At 61.5% G+C, this 15,820-nt stretch carries 11 protein-coding genes and 1 riboswitch; of the genes, 5 read left to right on the plus strand and 6 right to left on the minus strand.

Going from position 1 to position 15,820, the window contains the following annotated elements:
• Positions 1 to 74 precede the first annotated feature (74 nt).
• From lplA to gcvT, 5 genes are all read right to left on the minus strand, one after another.
• Positions 75 to 1,121, minus strand: coding sequence for a lipoate--protein ligase (lplA, locus tag C1719_RS02060; RefSeq protein ID WP_102373573.1), 1,047 nt, complete (start codon positions 1,119 to 1,121; stop codon positions 75 to 77).
• The gene (gcvPB, locus tag C1719_RS02065; protein WP_102373574.1) at positions 1,118 to 2,587 is read right to left on the minus strand and encodes an aminomethyl-transferring glycine dehydrogenase subunit GcvPB; all 1,470 of its coding nucleotides are present in this window, start codon (positions 2,585 to 2,587) and stop codon (positions 1,118 to 1,120) included. The genes lplA and gcvPB overlap by 4 nt, the downstream gene beginning before the upstream one ends.
• Positions 2,584 to 3,897, minus strand: a complete 1,314-nt coding sequence (gcvPA, locus tag C1719_RS02070; RefSeq protein WP_102373575.1) for an aminomethyl-transferring glycine dehydrogenase subunit GcvPA — start codon at positions 3,895 to 3,897, stop codon at positions 2,584 to 2,586. The genes gcvPB and gcvPA overlap by 4 nt, the downstream gene beginning before the upstream one ends.
• Positions 3,898 to 4,002: 105 nt before the next feature.
• Entirely contained in the window at positions 4,003 to 4,374 is a 372-nt protein-coding gene (gcvH, locus tag C1719_RS02075; protein WP_102373576.1) for a glycine cleavage system protein GcvH, read from the minus strand.
• Between the two features lie 119 nt (positions 4,375 to 4,493).
• Positions 4,494 to 5,582 (minus strand): glycine cleavage system aminomethyltransferase GcvT, encoded by a 1,089-nt coding sequence (gene gcvT / locus C1719_RS02080; protein WP_102373577.1) that lies wholly within the window; start codon positions 5,580 to 5,582, stop codon positions 4,494 to 4,496.
• Between the two features lie 156 nt (positions 5,583 to 5,738).
• Positions 5,739 to 5,817, minus strand: a riboswitch (glycine riboswitch).
• Between the two features lie 359 nt (positions 5,818 to 6,176).
• Between gcvT and kdpA the strand changes: the two genes are divergently transcribed.
• From kdpA to C1719_RS02105, 5 genes are all read left to right on the plus strand, one after another.
• Complete coding sequence (gene kdpA / locus C1719_RS02085) at positions 6,177 to 7,949, plus strand: potassium-transporting ATPase subunit KdpA (RefSeq protein WP_245874258.1); 1,773 nt, start codon at positions 6,177 to 6,179, stop codon at positions 7,947 to 7,949.
• Positions 7,950 to 7,968: 19 nt separating this feature from the next.
• Positions 7,969 to 10,077, plus strand: a complete 2,109-nt coding sequence (gene kdpB, locus C1719_RS02090; RefSeq protein WP_102373579.1) for a potassium-transporting ATPase subunit KdpB — start codon at positions 7,969 to 7,971, stop codon at positions 10,075 to 10,077.
• A 96-nt stretch (positions 10,078 to 10,173) separates the two neighbouring features.
• The gene (gene kdpC, locus C1719_RS02095) at positions 10,174 to 10,803 is read left to right on the plus strand and encodes a K(+)-transporting ATPase subunit C (protein WP_102373580.1); all 630 of its coding nucleotides are present in this window, start codon (positions 10,174 to 10,176) and stop codon (positions 10,801 to 10,803) included.
• Between the two features lie 72 nt (positions 10,804 to 10,875).
• Positions 10,876 to 13,743 carry a sensor histidine kinase gene (locus C1719_RS02100; protein WP_102373581.1) on the plus strand — a complete coding sequence of 956 codons (2,868 nt, stop codon included), beginning with the start codon at positions 10,876 to 10,878 and terminating at the stop codon, positions 13,741 to 13,743.
• 4 nt (positions 13,744 to 13,747) lie between these two features.
• Positions 13,748 to 14,461 (plus strand): response regulator, encoded by a 714-nt coding sequence (locus C1719_RS02105; RefSeq protein ID WP_102373582.1) that lies wholly within the window; start codon positions 13,748 to 13,750, stop codon positions 14,459 to 14,461.
• Positions 14,462 to 14,483: 22 nt separating this feature from the next.
• On the opposite strand, the gene C1719_RS02110 is transcribed toward C1719_RS02105, so the two are convergent.
• A complete protein-coding gene (locus C1719_RS02110) occupies positions 14,484 to 15,818 on the minus strand; it encodes an MFS transporter (protein WP_102373583.1) in 1,335 nt (444 codons plus the stop codon).
• Positions 15,819 to 15,820 lie beyond the last annotated feature (2 nt).

Here is a 15,820-nt window from a genome sequence, read left to right on the forward strand (position 1 = left end):
GTGCTGTGTTTTGCATCGATGTCAATGCGTGCATTATGCGAGGCCTATCGTGCCGGTGCGCAGTGCGTGCCGTGTCAGAAGTCGCTGCGGAATAGCCCGAGGCAATCCGCGCGCATCGTCTGCTGTTCATCTGTTTCCGGCTCGAGGGCCTCCAGGCATTTCCCGATGCCGTCTTTGTCGTAGCGGCAGCCCTCGAGGGAATCGGATAGCCGGGCGATGAATTCGGCATCGAGGGCATCGGAGAAGATGCTGGCGTGTTCGATCTCTCCTCCTTTGATGGAAAGCTCGATGTCGAGGTTTCCCCAGGCGAAGCGATCGCCGAGCGCATGGTTGAACGGCGCGGTGTGCCCGAAAATCCATGCGTGCGAAGCGAACCGAGCGCGCCTTTGCTCTATGTTGCACTCGTCGAGCCGAGCGGGATCCAGCGGTTTTGCAGGTGTTCCGCATGCTTCCGAAAACGCCTCGACGAGTGCGATCGAGAGCGTTTCAACGGTGACGCGGGAATTGAGCGAGGCGAGGTTCACAACGCGCGAGCGAACCGATTCGACTCCCTTGGCGGCGAGCTTCTTCGAATCGGGTTGCAGGTAGCGGGCAAGTTTTCCGGTATCGACATCGATCATGAGCGTTCCATGGTGGCACTTCCTCTCGTTCGAGCGGAAGAATGCATTGCCCGAGAACTTCGCCCCATCGACGGTTGCATCGTTGCGACCCGATACGCGCGCAGCAAGTCCGAACGACTGCACGGCGGCGCACATGACGTTCATATGCCGAGACACGTCATAGGCCTCGCCGCGTGCGACGAAGGTGAAGTTCAGGTTGCCTATATCGTGAAAGACTGCGCCGCCCCCTGAAAGCCGACGGGCGATCCTTCCCCCGTCGGCTTCGAATTCGGCGATACGGCATTCTTTCCAGGGGTTCTGGTTTCGCCCTATGACGATGGTGTTCTCGTTCTGCCAGAGAAACAGGATGCATTCCCCGGGCAAAGCGGCATCGACGAGGGCTTCTTCGGTGGCGATATTGCGATACGGATCGGTTGACTCGCTGATGAGAAAGCGCGGCATCGGCGCATGGTCGAACGCGGAGCTGCCCGGCGCCTTCGTCGTTTCGTCGTGGGCCGTCATCCTTTCGCGCCGTCGCTTCCGCCGAAATCGCGCGCATCGGGCATCCAGCGCACGACGGGGTTGCGTGCTGCTCGCACTTCGTCGGGTCGGCCGATGCGGGTAGTCAGGGGCGCGTTATGGAGCGCTTCGGCGTTGTCGTGCGCTTCGTCCCAAATCGCAAGGAACGCTTCGGCGGCTGCATCGAGGGTTTCGCGGCTTTCCGTTTCGGTCGGTTCGACCATGAGCGCTTCGTGAACGATGAGCGGGAAGTACATCGTGGGCGGGTGCATGCCGAAGTCGAGGAACCGTTTCGCGACATCGAGCGCGCTTGCGCCGGTCTCTTCTTTAAGCGGACCGATGTCCATGACGAACTCGTGCATGCAAGGACCGGCAAAGGGGATTGCGTAGCGGTCTTCGAGTTTGCTCATGAGGTAGTTCGCATTGAGGACGGCGGTGCGGGCGGCTTCGGGGATGCCGTCTTTGCCGAGCGCGAGGATGTAGGCGAGTGCTCGGATCGCCACGCCGAAGTTTCCGTAGAACGATTTCATGCGGCCGATCGAGCGTTCGGGGTTGACGAGCGCGTATGCTCCGTCGCGCTTTTCTACGATGGGTGCGGGCAAAAAATCCTTCAGGTGCGCTTTGCATCCGACGGGGCCCGATCCGGGACCGCCGCCGCCGTGGGGCGTCGAGAAGGTTTTGTGCAGGTTCAGGTGCACGCAGTCGAATCCCATGTCGCCGGGTCGTGCGATTCCCATGATGGGGTTGAGGTTCGCCCCGTCGTAGTAGCACAGGCCGCCCGCTTCGTGCACGATCGAGCATATCTCGATGATGTTGGGATCGAACAGGCCGAGCGTGTTGGGGTTGGTGAGCATGAGTCCGGCCGTATCGGGTCCGACGGCTGCCCTCAGCGCCTCAAGATCGACGCCGCCGCTTTCGTTCGAAGGCACGTTGACGGTGTCGAAGCCCGCCATCGAAGCGGTCGCGGGGTTGGTTCCGTGGGCGGAATCGGGCACGATGATCTTGGTTCGCGCATCGTCGCCGGCCGCTTTGTGATAGGCGCGTATGAGCAAAAGGCCGGTGAATTCACCCTGAGCCCCCGCTGCGGGTTGCAGGGTGACCGCGTCCATGCCGGTGATCTCGGCCAGGAGGTCGCATGCCGTTGCCATGGCTTCGAGTGCGCCCTGTACGGTGCCTTCGGGTTGCAGGGGGTGTATGTCGGAGAATCCGGGGAGCGCAGAGACCTCTTCGTTGATGCGCGGGTTGTATTTCATGGTGCATGAGCCGAGCGGATAGAAGCCGTTGCACACGCCGAATGCCTCGTCTGCCAAGCCGTTGTAATGGCGGTCGAGATCGACCTCCGCCACCTCGGGAAGCGCGGGCGCCTCGGCTCGGCGGAATGCCGCATCGGGCAGCGCTTCGGGCACGTCGCATTCGGGCAGAAGGGCAGAGGCGCGTCCCTGCTTCGAGAGTTCGAATACCAGCTTCATCTCACTGCGCTCCTAACCATGTCAACCAACTCGTCGATCTGGGTTTTCGAGTTTAGCTCGGTGGTGCACCACAGGATGCCGTGCTCGGTTGGCAAACCTGCAAGCACTCCTCGTTCGGCGAGTCCTTGCTCGAGCGCGTGCGGATCTATCGGGCAGGAAGTCATGAACTCGTTGAAGAACGGCGAATCCCAGACAAGCTCGAATCCTGGGATTTCGGCTAGACGTTCGGCGAGGTAGTGGGCTTTCGAGCAGCTGAGCTCGGCGGCTCGGGCAAGACCGCGGGGTCCCATGCATGCGAGGTAGGTGCCTGCGGCCAACGCGCAGAGCGCTTCGTTCGAGCACACGTTCGACGATGCTTTCTCGCGCCGAATATGCTGTTCGCGTGCTTGCAGGGTCAATACGAAGGCGCGGTTTCCCCTTGCGTCTTCGGTTTGGCCGACGATGCGCCCCGGCAGCTTTCGCATCAGCTGCTTCGTGCAGCAGATGATGCCGAGGTACGGGCCGCCGAATGAAAGCGGCAAGCCGAGCGATTGCCCTTCCGCAACGCAGATGTCGGCGCCCATCTCGCCGGGGCTCGCGAGGATGCCGAGCGAGACGGGGTCCGCCGACACGATGGCTTTCGCGCCGGCTTCGTGAATCGTCTCGATGATCTCCCCAGTGTTTTCGAGCACGCCGAAGTAGTTGGGCTGCTGAACGATCGCGCACGCCGTTTTGTCGTCGAGGGCTTCGGCGAGCGCCTGCATATCGGTTGCTCCGTTTCTCATGGGAACCACGACGACTTCGACGTCGCGCCCCTCGCAGTACGTCCGCACGGTTTCGATCGTCTGCGGATTCACGGTTTTCGAAACGACGACGGTCGAGCGCTTTCGGTCTTGGCACATGAACACCGCTTCGGCCGCCGCCGTGGCGCCGTCGTAGAGCGATGCGTTCGACACGTCCATGCCGGTGAGCTCGCAAACCATGGATTGGTACTCGAATATGGATTGAAGGACGCCCTGGCTGATCTCGGCCTGGTAGGGCGTGTACGCGGTGACGAACTCTTCTTTGGCGATTACGGTTTTGACCAGTGCGGGCACGAAGCGCCGATAGGCGCCTGCCCCCCGAAAAACCGAGCGGAACACGGTGTTCTTCGCTGCCATGGCGCCAAGGCGGTCGCGAAGCTCGAGCTCGCTCAGTCCTTCCGGCAGCGCGAGGTCGCGCACGCGGGCTTCGGCTGGCACGACGGCATAGAGGTCGTCAATCGATTCGTAGCCGAGGTCTGCGAGCATCTGCTCTCGCTCGGTCGAGGTTGACGGGAGGTAGTTTCCCATACGGCGAACCCTTTCTGAATTCTTGTTTCGAGGCGCAGCGCGTCAGGCGCCTGCGAAAACGCACCGCATGCGACCGAAGGCCGCGCTGCGCTGCGGTCGCATGCGCTATTTCGAGCAGAGCTCTTCGTAGGCGGGGGCGTCCATCGTAGCGACGGCTATCGTTGCGGGCTCGACGCGGATGAGCCAGGCGTCGTAAGCCGATTCGTTGATGAGCGCGGGGTTGTCGAGCAGTTCCTCGTTGATTTCGGTTACCGTTCCGTCAACGGGGCTGACCACCTCCGAGACCGCCTTGACCGATTCGACGTCGGCGAACGATTCGCCTCCCGAAACCTCGTCACCGGGCTCTGGCAGGTTGACGAACACGAGATCGCCAAGCTCGCTTTGCGCGTACTCGGTCAACCCGACGGTTGCGGTTTCTCCGTCAAGTGCGACCCATTCGTGCGATTCGGTGTACATGCGGTCAGCTGGATGGTTCATGTCGTTCCTCCTTCGGGTTGCCGGGTATTCCGGCTGCTGTCAAAACGTGCTGTGAATCCGGTGCGCATCGGGCTTTTCGCCCTGCTTCGCGATGAGCGGCTTTCGCTTGTGCGCGAGCGCTAGCGCTTTCTTTTGTAAAACGGCATGGGCACGACTTTCGCCGCGATTTTTCTTCCGCGCACTTCGACTTCTATTTCGTCGTCGATTGCAACCGAACCCGCCTCGACGAGCGCCATGGCGCAGGCCTTCTTCAGAAAGGGACAGTACGTGCCGGAGGTGGTGTTCCCGATGGCTTTGCCGTTTGCGAATACCGGTTCGTGCTCGCGGACGATGCCGCGCCCGGTCGCCTCGATCCCGATGCGCATGCGGGAAGGCTCGCCTTTCGCGGCGATGGCTTCCTTGCCGATGAATGCGGGCTTGTCCATCTTCACGCCGAAAGAGAGGCCCGCCTCCATCGGATCGACGGTCTCGTCCATTTCGTGGCCGTACAAAGGCATGCTCGCCTCGAGGCGCAGCGTGTCGCGGGCGCCGAGTCCGCAGGGGATCAGGCCGTCGTCTTTTCCTGCGTTGACAAGCGCTGCCCAGATTGCGGGCGCATCGTGCGGGGCGCAGTAGATTTCGAAGCCGTCTTCCCCGGTGTATCCCGTGCGGGAAACAAGGCAATCGCGGCCGGCAACCGAAACATGGGGCTCGAACGTGTAATACGCATCGGGCAGCGTCGCCCCATCGGCGATACGGGCGGTGATCGCCGATGCGAGCGGGCCTTGGACGGCGATTTGAGCCACCTCGTCGGAGAGGTCGCGCATCTCGGTGTCATCGAGCAGATGCTCTGCCATCCAGGCGATATCCTTGTCCTTGTTGGCGGCGTTCACCACGGCCAGGAACCGTTCGTCGTCGAGGCGGTACACGATGAGGTCGTCCGCCATTCCGCCGTCTTCGTAGCAGAGCGCCGTGTAGCGGCAGCGCCCGTAGGCCATGTTGCTGAAGTCGTTCGTCATGAGGCGGTTGAGGGTTGCGAGCGCGCCCGACCCCTCGAACAGGACTTCTCCCATATGGGACACGTCGAAGATTCCGCAGGCGGTGCGCACGGCAAGGTGTTCTTTCATGAGGCCGGTAGGATACTCGATAGGAAGCAGATAGCCGGCGAAGGGCACGATCTTGCCCCCTGAGGCAATGTGGACGTCGTACAGGGGCGTCTTCTTTTCCATAAGCCAAAACCTTTCAGGTCGGTGGGCTGTACGCAAAAAGGCGCGCTCGGGATATGCCCCCGAGCGCGCCTCTGTCTCCATACCTGAAAGATGAACCGTGCGGGCGAACCCGCGGGCTTGCTTCTTCGGTGCCGATCGAACGGCTTTCCAGAGGTTTGTCGGATTCCAGTCCTTTTGCCTGAGAGTTTCTGCCCCTTCGGCTTCCGCGAAAGCGGATATCTCCCGGAATCGTCATCCAAACGCTTTGTGCGCGATCAGAATACCACGCCGGATGCGTGTCGGGAAGCGGTTGGGTCGCGAACGGTTCGCCATTGGCACCATCGGGGAGCGGGCAAGGCGGGCGGTCGCCGCGCGCATCGCCCCGTCTTTATCCGATCTTAATGCGAGCGCCGTTACCTTAACTTCGCCCTAATGTGCAAGGCCCTAATCTTGAAACCGGCTCGGGCACCCGTGCGCACTGGCGCCCGACACGCAAGTGGAAAATTGGAAAGGTTGGAATGAGATGGAAACAGTTGCCGGAATCATCGGCGTTCTAAGCATCGTCGCGATGCTTTACCTGTTTTACGTGTTGTTGAAAGGCGGTGATGAGCGGTGATGGACGAACTGCTGGAATACGGCATATACCTTGCCCTCCTCGTTGCCTTGGCGATCCCTTTGAGCGGATACATCAACAAGGTGATGGCTGGCGAGAAAACGCTGCTCGGCCGCGTGCTCGTACCGGTCGAAGGCGTCGTGTACCGCATGATCGGCGTCGAAAAGCGCGAGAACATGGGTTGGAAGCGCTATCTGGTCTGCGCTCTCGCGTTTTCGGCGGTCTCTTTGCTCGTGCTCTGGATCATCCTCATGGCGCAAGGTGCGCTTCCGTTCAACCCCGAAGGGTTGCCGGGGCAGACATGGGACCTCGCGTTCAACACGGCGGTGAGCTTCGTGACGAACACGAATTGGCAAGCCTATAGCGGCGAAAGCTCGCTCAGTTACTTCTCGCAGGCCATAGGCCTGACCGTTCAGAACTTCGTAACTCCGGCCGTCGGCATGGCGGTTCTGTTCGCGCTGTTTCGCGGCATGGTCGCCGAAAGCAGCGAGGGTCTGGGATCGTTCTGGGTGGATGTAACGCGCGGCGTTCTGTATGTGTTCATCCCGCTGTGCCTGGTCATGTCGATTGTAGGCATCGCCCAGGGCATGCCGGAGAACCTCTCTGAATACCAGGAAGTCGATCTGGTGGAACCGGTTGGCATCGATGCGGACGGCAACGCCGTTTCCGCCGACGATCCCGCTGCGGTCGACATCGTCGACAAGCAGGTCGTTCCCATGGGCCCGCAGGCAAGCCAGGTCATGATCAAGCAGCTCGGCACCAACGGCGGCGGCTATAACGGCGTGAACTCGGCGAGTCCGCTTGAGAATCCGACTCCGCTCACCAACATCATCCAGTGCATCGCCCTTCTGCTCGTACCCGTTTCGCTGCTCTTCAGCTTCGGACGGTTCGTGAACGACCGCAAGCAGGGCAGGGCCGTGTTCGCTGCCGTGTTCGTCCTGCTCGTCGTGGCACTCGGAATCATCGCCTTCTTCGAACAGACGGGCACGCCCCAGCTTGCGCAAAACGGCGCGGTTCTCATGGGCACGGAAGGCCAGTCGGGCGGCAATATGGAGGGCAAGGAAGTCCGCTTCGGCGTAACCGATTCGTCGCTGTGGGCTGCGTTCACGACGGCGGCTTCGAACGGTTCGGTCAACTCCATGCACGATAGCTACACCCCGATCGGCGGCATGGTTCCCATGGTGCTCATGCAGCTTGGCGAAGTTATCGGCGGCGGCGTCGGGTGCGGTCTGTATTCCCTGATCGGTTTCGTGATCCTCACGGTATTCATCGCGGGTCTCATGGTTGGGCGCACGCCCGAATACCTCGGCAAGAAGATCGGGCCGAAAGAGATGCGCATGGCGGTTATCCTGTGCATTACAACGCCGTTCGTCATCCTGGTCGGAGCTGCGGCGATGAGCCTTGACCCGGCGACGGCGGCAAGCTTGAACAACCCCGGCGCGCACGGGTTCTCCGAAGTGCTCTACACGGCAACTTCGACGGGCGGCAACAACGGATCGGCATTCGCCGGCTTCAATGCGAATACTCCGTTCATCAACGTGGTTACCGGCCTTGAAATGCTCGTCAACCGTTTCGTGCCGATTGCGGCGACGTGCGTGCTCGCCGGAAGCCTCGCTTCGCGCAAAAAGGTTGCTACCACAGCTGGCACGCTTTCGACGAGCAATGCGATGTTCGTCTTCCTCCTCATACTGATCATACTCCTCGTAGGCGCTCTGACGATGTTCCCGGCTCTCGCTTTGGGCCCCATAGCCGAACAGCTTCAGATGGTCTTGTAAAGGTAAGGTGCAAGGGTCAATGGCAACTGCCACATTGAAACAATACGATACGAAATCTCAGGCGCGTCGAGCCGTTCGCGAAGCGCTCGTGAAGCTGAACCCCAAGGATCAGGTGAAAAACCCGGTCATGTTCATGGTGTTTGTCTCGGCGGTCCTTACGACGGCTCTGTTTCTGCTCTCCCTTTTCGGCGTATCCGATCAGCAGCCCGGCTTCATTTTGGCGATCGCCGTCATCCTCTGGCTGACCGTGCTGTTCGCAAACTTCGCGGAGGCGCTGGCCGAGGGGCGCGGCAAGGCGCAGGCCGATTCCCTGCGCGCCGCCAAGCGCGATGTGCAAGCGCACAAGATCACCCAGGGCTTGCTTGCGGCTGGGGCGCATGAAGACGATCCCGTTGCGCTGTACCTGGCGCGCGCCGAAGAGGTCAATTCAGCGACGCTCAAGAAGAAGGATTACGTCTTCGTCTGCGCGGGCGAGCAGATACCCGCAGACGGGGAGGTCGTGCAGGGCGCCGCATCGGTAGACGAGAGCGCGATCACGGGCGAATCGGCCCCGGTCATCCGGGAATCGGGCGGCGACCGCTCGTCGGTCACCGGCGGCACGACGGTGCTTTCGGACTGGCTGGTCGTCTGCGTCACGCAGGAAAGCGGCAAGAGCTTCCTCGACCAGATGATCTCGATGGTAGAGTCGGCCTCGCGCAAGAAGACCCCCAACGAAATCGCGCTCGAGATCCTGCTCGTTGCGCTTACGATCATCTTCCTGCTCGTTGCAGCATCCCTGTTTACGTTCAGCGGTTTTTCGGCAACCCAGGCGGATATCGCGAACCCCACGACGATCACCTCGCTCGTGGCGCTGTTCGTGTGCCTTGCGCCGACCACCATAGGCGCCTTGCTCTCGGCCATCGGCATTGCGGGCATGAGCAGGCTCAACAAGGCGAACGTGCTCGCCATGAGCGGGCGCGCCGTCGAAGCCGCCGGCGATGTGGACGTGCTTCTGCTCGACAAGACCGGAACCATCACGCTCGGCAACCGCCAGGCGAGCGAGTTCATCCCCGTCGACGGGGCGACCGAGAAGGAGCTTGCCGATGCGGCACAGCTCGCGAGCCTGACCGACGAGACGCCCGAGGGGCGCAGCATCGTCGTGCTCGCCAAGGAACGCTTCAACATCCGCGAACGCGAACTGGGCGGCGCGGGCATGGTGTCGATCCCGTTTTCCGCGACGACCCGCATGAGCGGCGTCGATTTCGAAGGGCACGAGATCCGCAAGGGCGCGGCAGATGCGATCAGGTCCTATGTCGAAAAATCCGGAGGAAGGTACAGCGATGAGTGCAAACAGAGGGTCGAAGATATCTCCCGTGCAGGCGGCACTCCGCTGCTTGTTGCTCGCGATCATCGTATTGTGGGCGTCGTCTATCTGAAAGACATCGTCAAGCAGGGCATCAAGGAGAACTTCGCGAGCCTGCGCAAGATGGGCATCAAGACCATCATGATCACCGGCGACAATCCGATGACCGCCGCCGCGATCGCCGCCGAGGCGGGCGTCGACGACTTCCTCGCCGAGGCGACGCCCGAGGCGAAGCTCGACATGATCCGCCGCTACCAATCCGAGGGCCATATGGTTGCCATGACGGGCGACGGCACCAACGACGCGCCGGCGCTCGCCCAGGCCGACGTCGCCGTGGCCATGAACAGCGGCACGCAGGCTGCCAAGGAGGCGGGCAACATGGTCGACCTCGACTCGTCGCCCACCAAGCTCATCGACATCGTGATGATAGGCAAGCAGCTGCTCATGACGCGCGGGTCGCTCACGACGTTCTCGATCGCCAACGACGTGGCGAAGTACTTCGCCATCATCCCGGCGCTGTTCGTGCCGCTGTATCCCGCGCTTGATGCGCTGAACGTCATGCGGCTTACAAGTCCCGAGACGGCGATCCTCTCGGCGATCATCTACAGCGCGCTCATCATCGCGGCGCTCATCCCGCTTGCGCTCAAGGGCGTGAAGTACCGCGAGGCGTCGTCCCAGAGCCTGCTTTCGCGCAACCTGCTCGTTTACGGGCTCGGCGGCATCATCTTGCCCTTCGTTGCGATCAAGGCCATCGATATGCTGCTTACGGCGTGCGGGATGGCGTAGCGGACGGCGTCGAAGCGGTGCGCGGCGATTCATCTGCCGCGCACCGCGAAAACCCTGCGAAAGCGATTGCGGTCAACGTGAAAGGAAAACGCGATCATGAAACACTTCAGTATTGGAAAAACGCTTGGGAGAACCGCCGGGTTCTTCGCGATCATGACCCTGATCACCGGAGTCGTGTATACGGGCGCGTGCTTGGGAATCGGGCAGATCTTCTTCCCTTACCAGGCCAACGGCAGCATCATCGAGGTCGATGCCGATGGGGACGGAGCCAACGACAGCCGCTACTGCATGTTGCTCGGCCAACAGTTCGAGGATGCCGATCATATGTGGGGCAGGCCGACGAACTACAACCTGTCGACCTTCACCGACGATGAGGGTAATCCCGTTGCGTGGGCGGGCGCATCCAACCTGACCCCCGCGGGCGAAGAGTTCGAGCAGCTGGTTGCCGAGCGCGTGGAGAAGATCAAACAAGCTCATCCCGAAAGGGGAGACAAGCCCATTCCGAGTGATCTTGTGACGGTTTCGGGCAGCGGACTCGATCCCGACATATCTCCTGCGGCTGCGGAGTATCAGGTGGAGCGTCTCGCGAAGAACACGGGCAAAAGCACCTCCGAGATTCGCGATATCATCGACGCGTGCACCGAGCAGCCGGTGTTCGGAGTTCTCGGCGATGCGCGCGTCAACGTTTTGAAGGTGAACCTTATGCTCGACGGGGTGCTATCATAGGCGAATCGCAGTGGGCGGCACCGTTTCGTGCGGCGTTGCGCCCTGCAAAAAGACGAAGCGAGGATATGCGGTATGGTTGACGAGAGCGGTTTCGAGATCAGGCGCGATCCCGATGCGATTCTGCGCCAGATCAAAGAAGCCGAGCGCAGCGACGAGCCGGGACGCGGCAAGCTCAAGATATTCTTCGGTTACGCGGCCGGCGTCGGCAAGACGTACGCCATGCTCGAAGATGCCCATGCGTTCAAGGAAAAAGGGCTCGATGTGGTGGCGGGCTACATCGAGCCGCATACGCGCGCCGATACGACGGCGTTGCTCGACGGGCTCGAGCAGATCGACTGTCGCACGATCGAGCATCGGGGAATACGGCTGCGCGAATTCGATCTTGATGCCGCTCTTGCGCGGAAGCCTCAGATTCTGCTCGTCGACGAGCTCGCCCATACCAACGCGCCCGGCAGCAGGCACCGCAAGCGCTACCAGGATATCGAAGAGCTGCTGCGCGCGGGCATCAACGTGTTCACCACCGTGAACGTCCAGCATCTCGAGGGTTTGAACGACAAGATATCGGCGATCACGCAGGTTCGGGTTGCCGAGCGCATTCCCGACTCCGTTTTCGACCGGGCTGATTCCGTTGAGCTCATCGATATAGAGCCCGACGATCTGATAGAGCGCCTCAATGCGGGAAAGGTATACGTACCCGATCGCAGCTGGGTTGCGCTCTCGAACTTCTTCACCAAGAAAAACCTCGCCGCTCTGCGCGAAATCGCTCTGCGCCGCATGGCCGACCGCATGACGCGCACGCCCTCCGTCGACGGGGCGGCATGTCGCGTCGAGGCGGGCGAAGACGTGCTGGTGTACGTGACGCCCGATGCGGGCAACGTAAAGGTCATCCGTGCAGCGGCCAATATGGCCGAAGCGTTCCACGGCGCCCTGACCGCACTCGTCATCGAATCGTCGGAGAGCAAGAAGCTCGGCCCCGAAGAGCGCGCCCGCTTGCGTTCGAACATCGATCTTGCCGAAGAGCTCGGCGCGCATGTCGTGACCATGCACGGCGACGACGTCTCCGTGCTCATTTCGCAGTACTCCATAACCGCGGGCATCACGCAGCTTGTGCTGGGCAGCGCTTCGGGCGGCAAAAGGCTGTTCAGTCCGAAGGAAAATCTGGTGAGCCGTCTTTCGCACCTGTCATACGGCGCGGTTATCAACGTGGTGCCGGTGAAGGATCTTCCGATGCAGTTGAGTCGGTTTCGTCCTGCTACGGGGTTCAAGCTGACGTCGGGGGATGTCGTCAAGGCGTTTCTGGCGGTTGCGGTTGCAACGGCAGTCGGTTTGCTGGTGCATGGGTTCGGCCTTGCGTCGTCGGTCATCCTCATGGGCTACATGCTCGTGATCCTGCTGTTCGCGACGCGTGCCGACGGGTTTTTCTATTCGGTCATCGCCGCTTTGGGAAGCGTGCTCGCGTACAACTTCTTCTTCACGGTTCCGCGCTTCACCCTCGATGCGTACGGCATCAACTATCCCTTTATTTTCGGATTCCTCATGGTGTCCACGCTGGTGGCCTCATCGCTTACCGTGCGGGCCAAGCGGCAATCTGAGGCGACCGCGCGTCGCGCGTACCGCACCGAAGCGCTGCTCGAGAGCAGCCGCGAGCTGCAGGCGGCAACGTCTATCGAATCGTGTTTCGCGATGGCTGCGAAGCAGATCATGAAGATACTCGATCGCCCCGTGGTGATGTACCAGGCTTTGCGCGACGGCCGCCTGTCGGCTCCCGAAGTCTACGACGTTCCGGGAAGCGGGGGAGGCGATGCCCGCTCGGTCGATCTCGTCTCGCCTTACGAAGTGGCCGTTGCTTCATGGGTCGCCTCGAACAACGAGCGCGCAGGCGCGACGACGAACACCCTTGCCGAAGCCCGATGCCTTTATCTGCCCATCAGGTCGAAGGGCACGGTGTACGGGGTTGCGGGGCTCGTGATGGAAGAGGAGAGCGAAGACTTCGGTTCGTTTGAGAAGAATCTGCTCATCGCCATGCTCGATGAGTGCGGTCAGGCATGCGAGCGCATCGTGTCGGCGCGTGAGCGCCATGAGATGCGCACGAAGGCGGAGAAGGAAGAGCTTCGCTCGAATTTGCTGCGAATGATCTCGCACGATCTGCGCACCCCGCTCACGAGTATTTCCGGCGATGCCGATATGCTGCTTTCCGAGGGCGGGCGTCTGAGCGACGAGCAGAAGCGGCGTATGTACGAGGATATCTACGAGGATTCGACCTGGCTCATCAACCTGGTCGAGAACCTGCTGTCGGTCACGCGGATCGACGAGGGGAGCCTGCAGCTCGATATGGAGCCCGAAATCGTGGGCGATATCGTGCGCGAGGCGGTGGCGCATACGAATCGGAAAGGGGCCGCCCACGATATTCGCGTCGATGTTCCCGACGAGCTGCTCATGGTGAAAGCCGATGCGCGCTTGATCATGCAGGTCATCATAAACCTGGTGAACAATGCGATATCCTACACGCCCGCGGGTTCGCGCATCGAGGTATCGGCACGGCGAGAGAAAACAGCCGATGGGCATGCGGTGCGCATCGCGGTTGCCGATGACGGCCCCGGGGTCCCCGACGCTGACAAGGAGCGTATTTTCGGCATGTTCTTCACCGGGTCGGAATCGGGTCTTCTCAAGGAGGGCGGCGATGCCCATCGCAGCATGGGGCTCGGGCTTGCGCTCTGTCGCTCGATCGTGCGCGTGCATGGAAGCGATCTGGTGATTTCCGATGCGGACCCCCGCGGCAGCGTGTTTTCGTTTATGCTACCCGAAGCAACCATGGGCGGCGATCTGGGCGAGCGTGGCGACGGCTCGGCCGAGGGCGGCTCGACGGCCGAAGATGCGGCTGAAAGGGGCCTGCCGGGCGCCGGCCTGTCAGGCGTTGGCGAAAACGATCGAAAGGGTTAGGCGAATGGGCGAATGCGCACGGACGATCCTCGTTGTCGAGGACGATGCGGCGATCCGCAACCTGGTGGCCACCACGCTCGACGTGCACGGCTATCGCCACCGCGTGGCTCCGAACGGCAATCGCGCCCTGCTCGAGCTGACCTCTGCAACAGATATCGACCTGGTGATTCTCGATCTGGGTCTGCCCGATATGGATGGGGTCGATATCATCCGTTCGATTCGCGGCTGGTCGCATATGCCCATCATCGTGCTGTCGGCTCGCAACGAAGATGCCGACAAGGTAGAGGCCCTCGATGCGGGCGCCGACGACTACCTTGTCAAGCCGTTTTCGGTCGAAGAGCTGCTAGCCCGCCTGCGCGTGGCGCTGCGAAGGCTCGATGCCGGGATCGCAACCGAAGAGGAGGCGGTTTACGAAAACGGCGATCTGCTCATCGATTACCGCGCCGCAAGCGTGTCGTGCGGCGGCGTGGAAATTCATCTCACGCCCATCGAGTACAAGCTCTTATGCCTGCTCGCACGTAATACGGGCAAGGTGCTCACGCATACCTACATCCTCAAGGAGGTGTGGGGCACGGCGCTTGCATCCGATATACCATCGCTTCGGGTGTTCATGGCTACGCTGCGCAAGAAGATCGAGCCCGATCCCTCCCATCCGGTCTATATCCAGACGCATGTCGGCATCGGCTACCGCATGATGCGGGTAGGGGATTCGGCGTAACGGGAAGGCGCCCGCCTCGTTGCTACGGGGTGGGATTCTCCTCTTCTTTGGGGTAGACGATCCATGCGACGATGAACGAGGCGGCGATGCATGCGATTACGCACCAGAGCGTCACCGCGAAGCCGAAGATGTCGTTGATGGCCCCCCAAGCAAGGCAGGAAAGCCCGATTCCGATATCGGTGGCCAGCAGGTACAGGGCGTTGGCTGCTCCCCAGCGATTCGAAGGCGTGTTCTTGACGGCGACCGACTGGCTGATCGGCATGCTGACGCCAAGGCAGACGCCGTAAAAGATCCCGGCAAGATAGAACAGCGCATGCTGTGCTTCCGAGGCGAAAAGCAGCAGGTAGGCGATGATTCCGCATACGACGGAGACGCCGAACACCTTGATCGGAGCAACCCTGTCCATGTACGTGTCCGATTTCAGGCGCACGATGATCATGCTGATGGCGGAAACGGTGAAGAACAATCCGGCGTTGCCGATGCCAATCGATGTTCCGTACAGCCCGATGAAGAAGATGCCGAATCCGAATGCGGGGCTGATGATGGCCATGGGCAGCGCGCCCGGTACAGCGCGCGCTTCGAGCACGCGGCCGATGCCCCGAGGGATGGACTCGTCTGTCCCAGGCGCATCTGCAGAGACGCCCTTCTGCGGCGAGGCGGCTTGTTCGGCGGTTTCGTTCGGGCTGATGGCGACATCGTGCTGCTTGTGCTGCCGGGCTTCCCACCGCATCCGGAACACCGAGGTCTCGGGAAGCTTTTCGGGGTTTCGTTCGTAGCGGCAGAACAGGGTGAGCACGAGGGCGGCAGCCGAGATGCATGCGCATCCGAAGTACAGGTTGCCGGGTGCATCGGTCGATACCAGAAACAATCCCAAGGCGGGTCCGATCGACATGGCGAGCGCCTGCCCGAGTCCGTAGTAGCCGATGCCTTCTCCAAGCCGCGAATAGGGCAGCACGTCGGCGGCGGCTGTAGCGGCGGCGGTCGTCACGGCGGAAAAGCCGATGCCCTGCAGGATTCGGTAAGCGACGAATAGGGATAGTTCGTCCGATACGAGGGGCCCGGCCGAGCCTGCAACAAGGAACGCGGCGCCGATCGTCATGGTGAACGCGCGGCCCTTCGAATCGATGACAGGTCCGCAGACCAGGCGCGCCGCACCCGCTGCGATGGAGAACACGGCGGCAAGCAGACCCGAAAACAGAGCCGTTCCGCCTCGAAGGTCGATGTAGACCGAGGTGCCGGCGTTGACTGCCTGGCCAACAACGAAGCAGAAGAGCGCCAATCCGACGATCAGGACGAATACGGGCGTCCAGAGTTTCGGCCGCGGCGAGCGGTTCGTATTTCGCTTGGGGGTTTCCATAT

It is taken from the genome of Raoultibacter massiliensis (genome assembly GCF_900199545.1).
GTDB lineage: Bacteria > Actinomycetota > Coriobacteriia > Coriobacteriales > Eggerthellaceae > Raoultibacter > Raoultibacter massiliensis.

What these genes read in the sequence shown, in the direction of transcription:
- C1719_RS02105 (WP_102373582.1), top strand. Translation starts at nt 13,748, where the DNA reads ATGGGCGAATGCGCACGGACGATCCTCGTTGTCGAGGACGATGCGGCG.
- C1719_RS02100 (WP_102373581.1), top strand. Translation starts at nt 10,876, where the DNA reads ATGGTTGACGAGAGCGGTTTCGAGATCAGGCGCGATCCCGATGCGATT.
- kdpA (WP_245874258.1), top strand. Translation starts at nt 6,177, where the DNA reads ATGGACGAACTGCTGGAATACGGCATATACCTTGCCCTCCTCGTTGCC.
- gcvH (WP_102373576.1), bottom strand. Translation starts at nt 4,374, where the DNA reads ATGAACCATCCAGCTGACCGCATGTACACCGAATCGCACGAATGGGTC.
- gcvPB (WP_102373574.1), bottom strand. Translation starts at nt 2,587, where the DNA reads ATGAAGCTGGTATTCGAACTCTCGAAGCAGGGACGCGCCTCTGCCCTT.
- gcvT (WP_102373577.1), bottom strand. Translation starts at nt 5,582, where the DNA reads ATGGAAAAGAAGACGCCCCTGTACGACGTCCACATTGCCTCAGGGGGC.
- kdpC (WP_102373580.1), top strand. Translation starts at nt 10,174, where the DNA reads ATGAAACACTTCAGTATTGGAAAAACGCTTGGGAGAACCGCCGGGTTC.
- C1719_RS02110 (WP_102373583.1), bottom strand. Translation starts at nt 15,818, where the DNA reads ATGGAAACCCCCAAGCGAAATACGAACCGCTCGCCGCGGCCGAAACTC.
- lplA (WP_102373573.1), bottom strand. Translation starts at nt 1,121, where the DNA reads ATGACGGCCCACGACGAAACGACGAAGGCGCCGGGCAGCTCCGCGTTC.
- kdpB (WP_102373579.1), top strand. Translation starts at nt 7,969, where the DNA reads ATGGCAACTGCCACATTGAAACAATACGATACGAAATCTCAGGCGCGT.
- gcvPA (WP_102373575.1), bottom strand. Translation starts at nt 3,897, where the DNA reads ATGGGAAACTACCTCCCGTCAACCTCGACCGAGCGAGAGCAGATGCTC.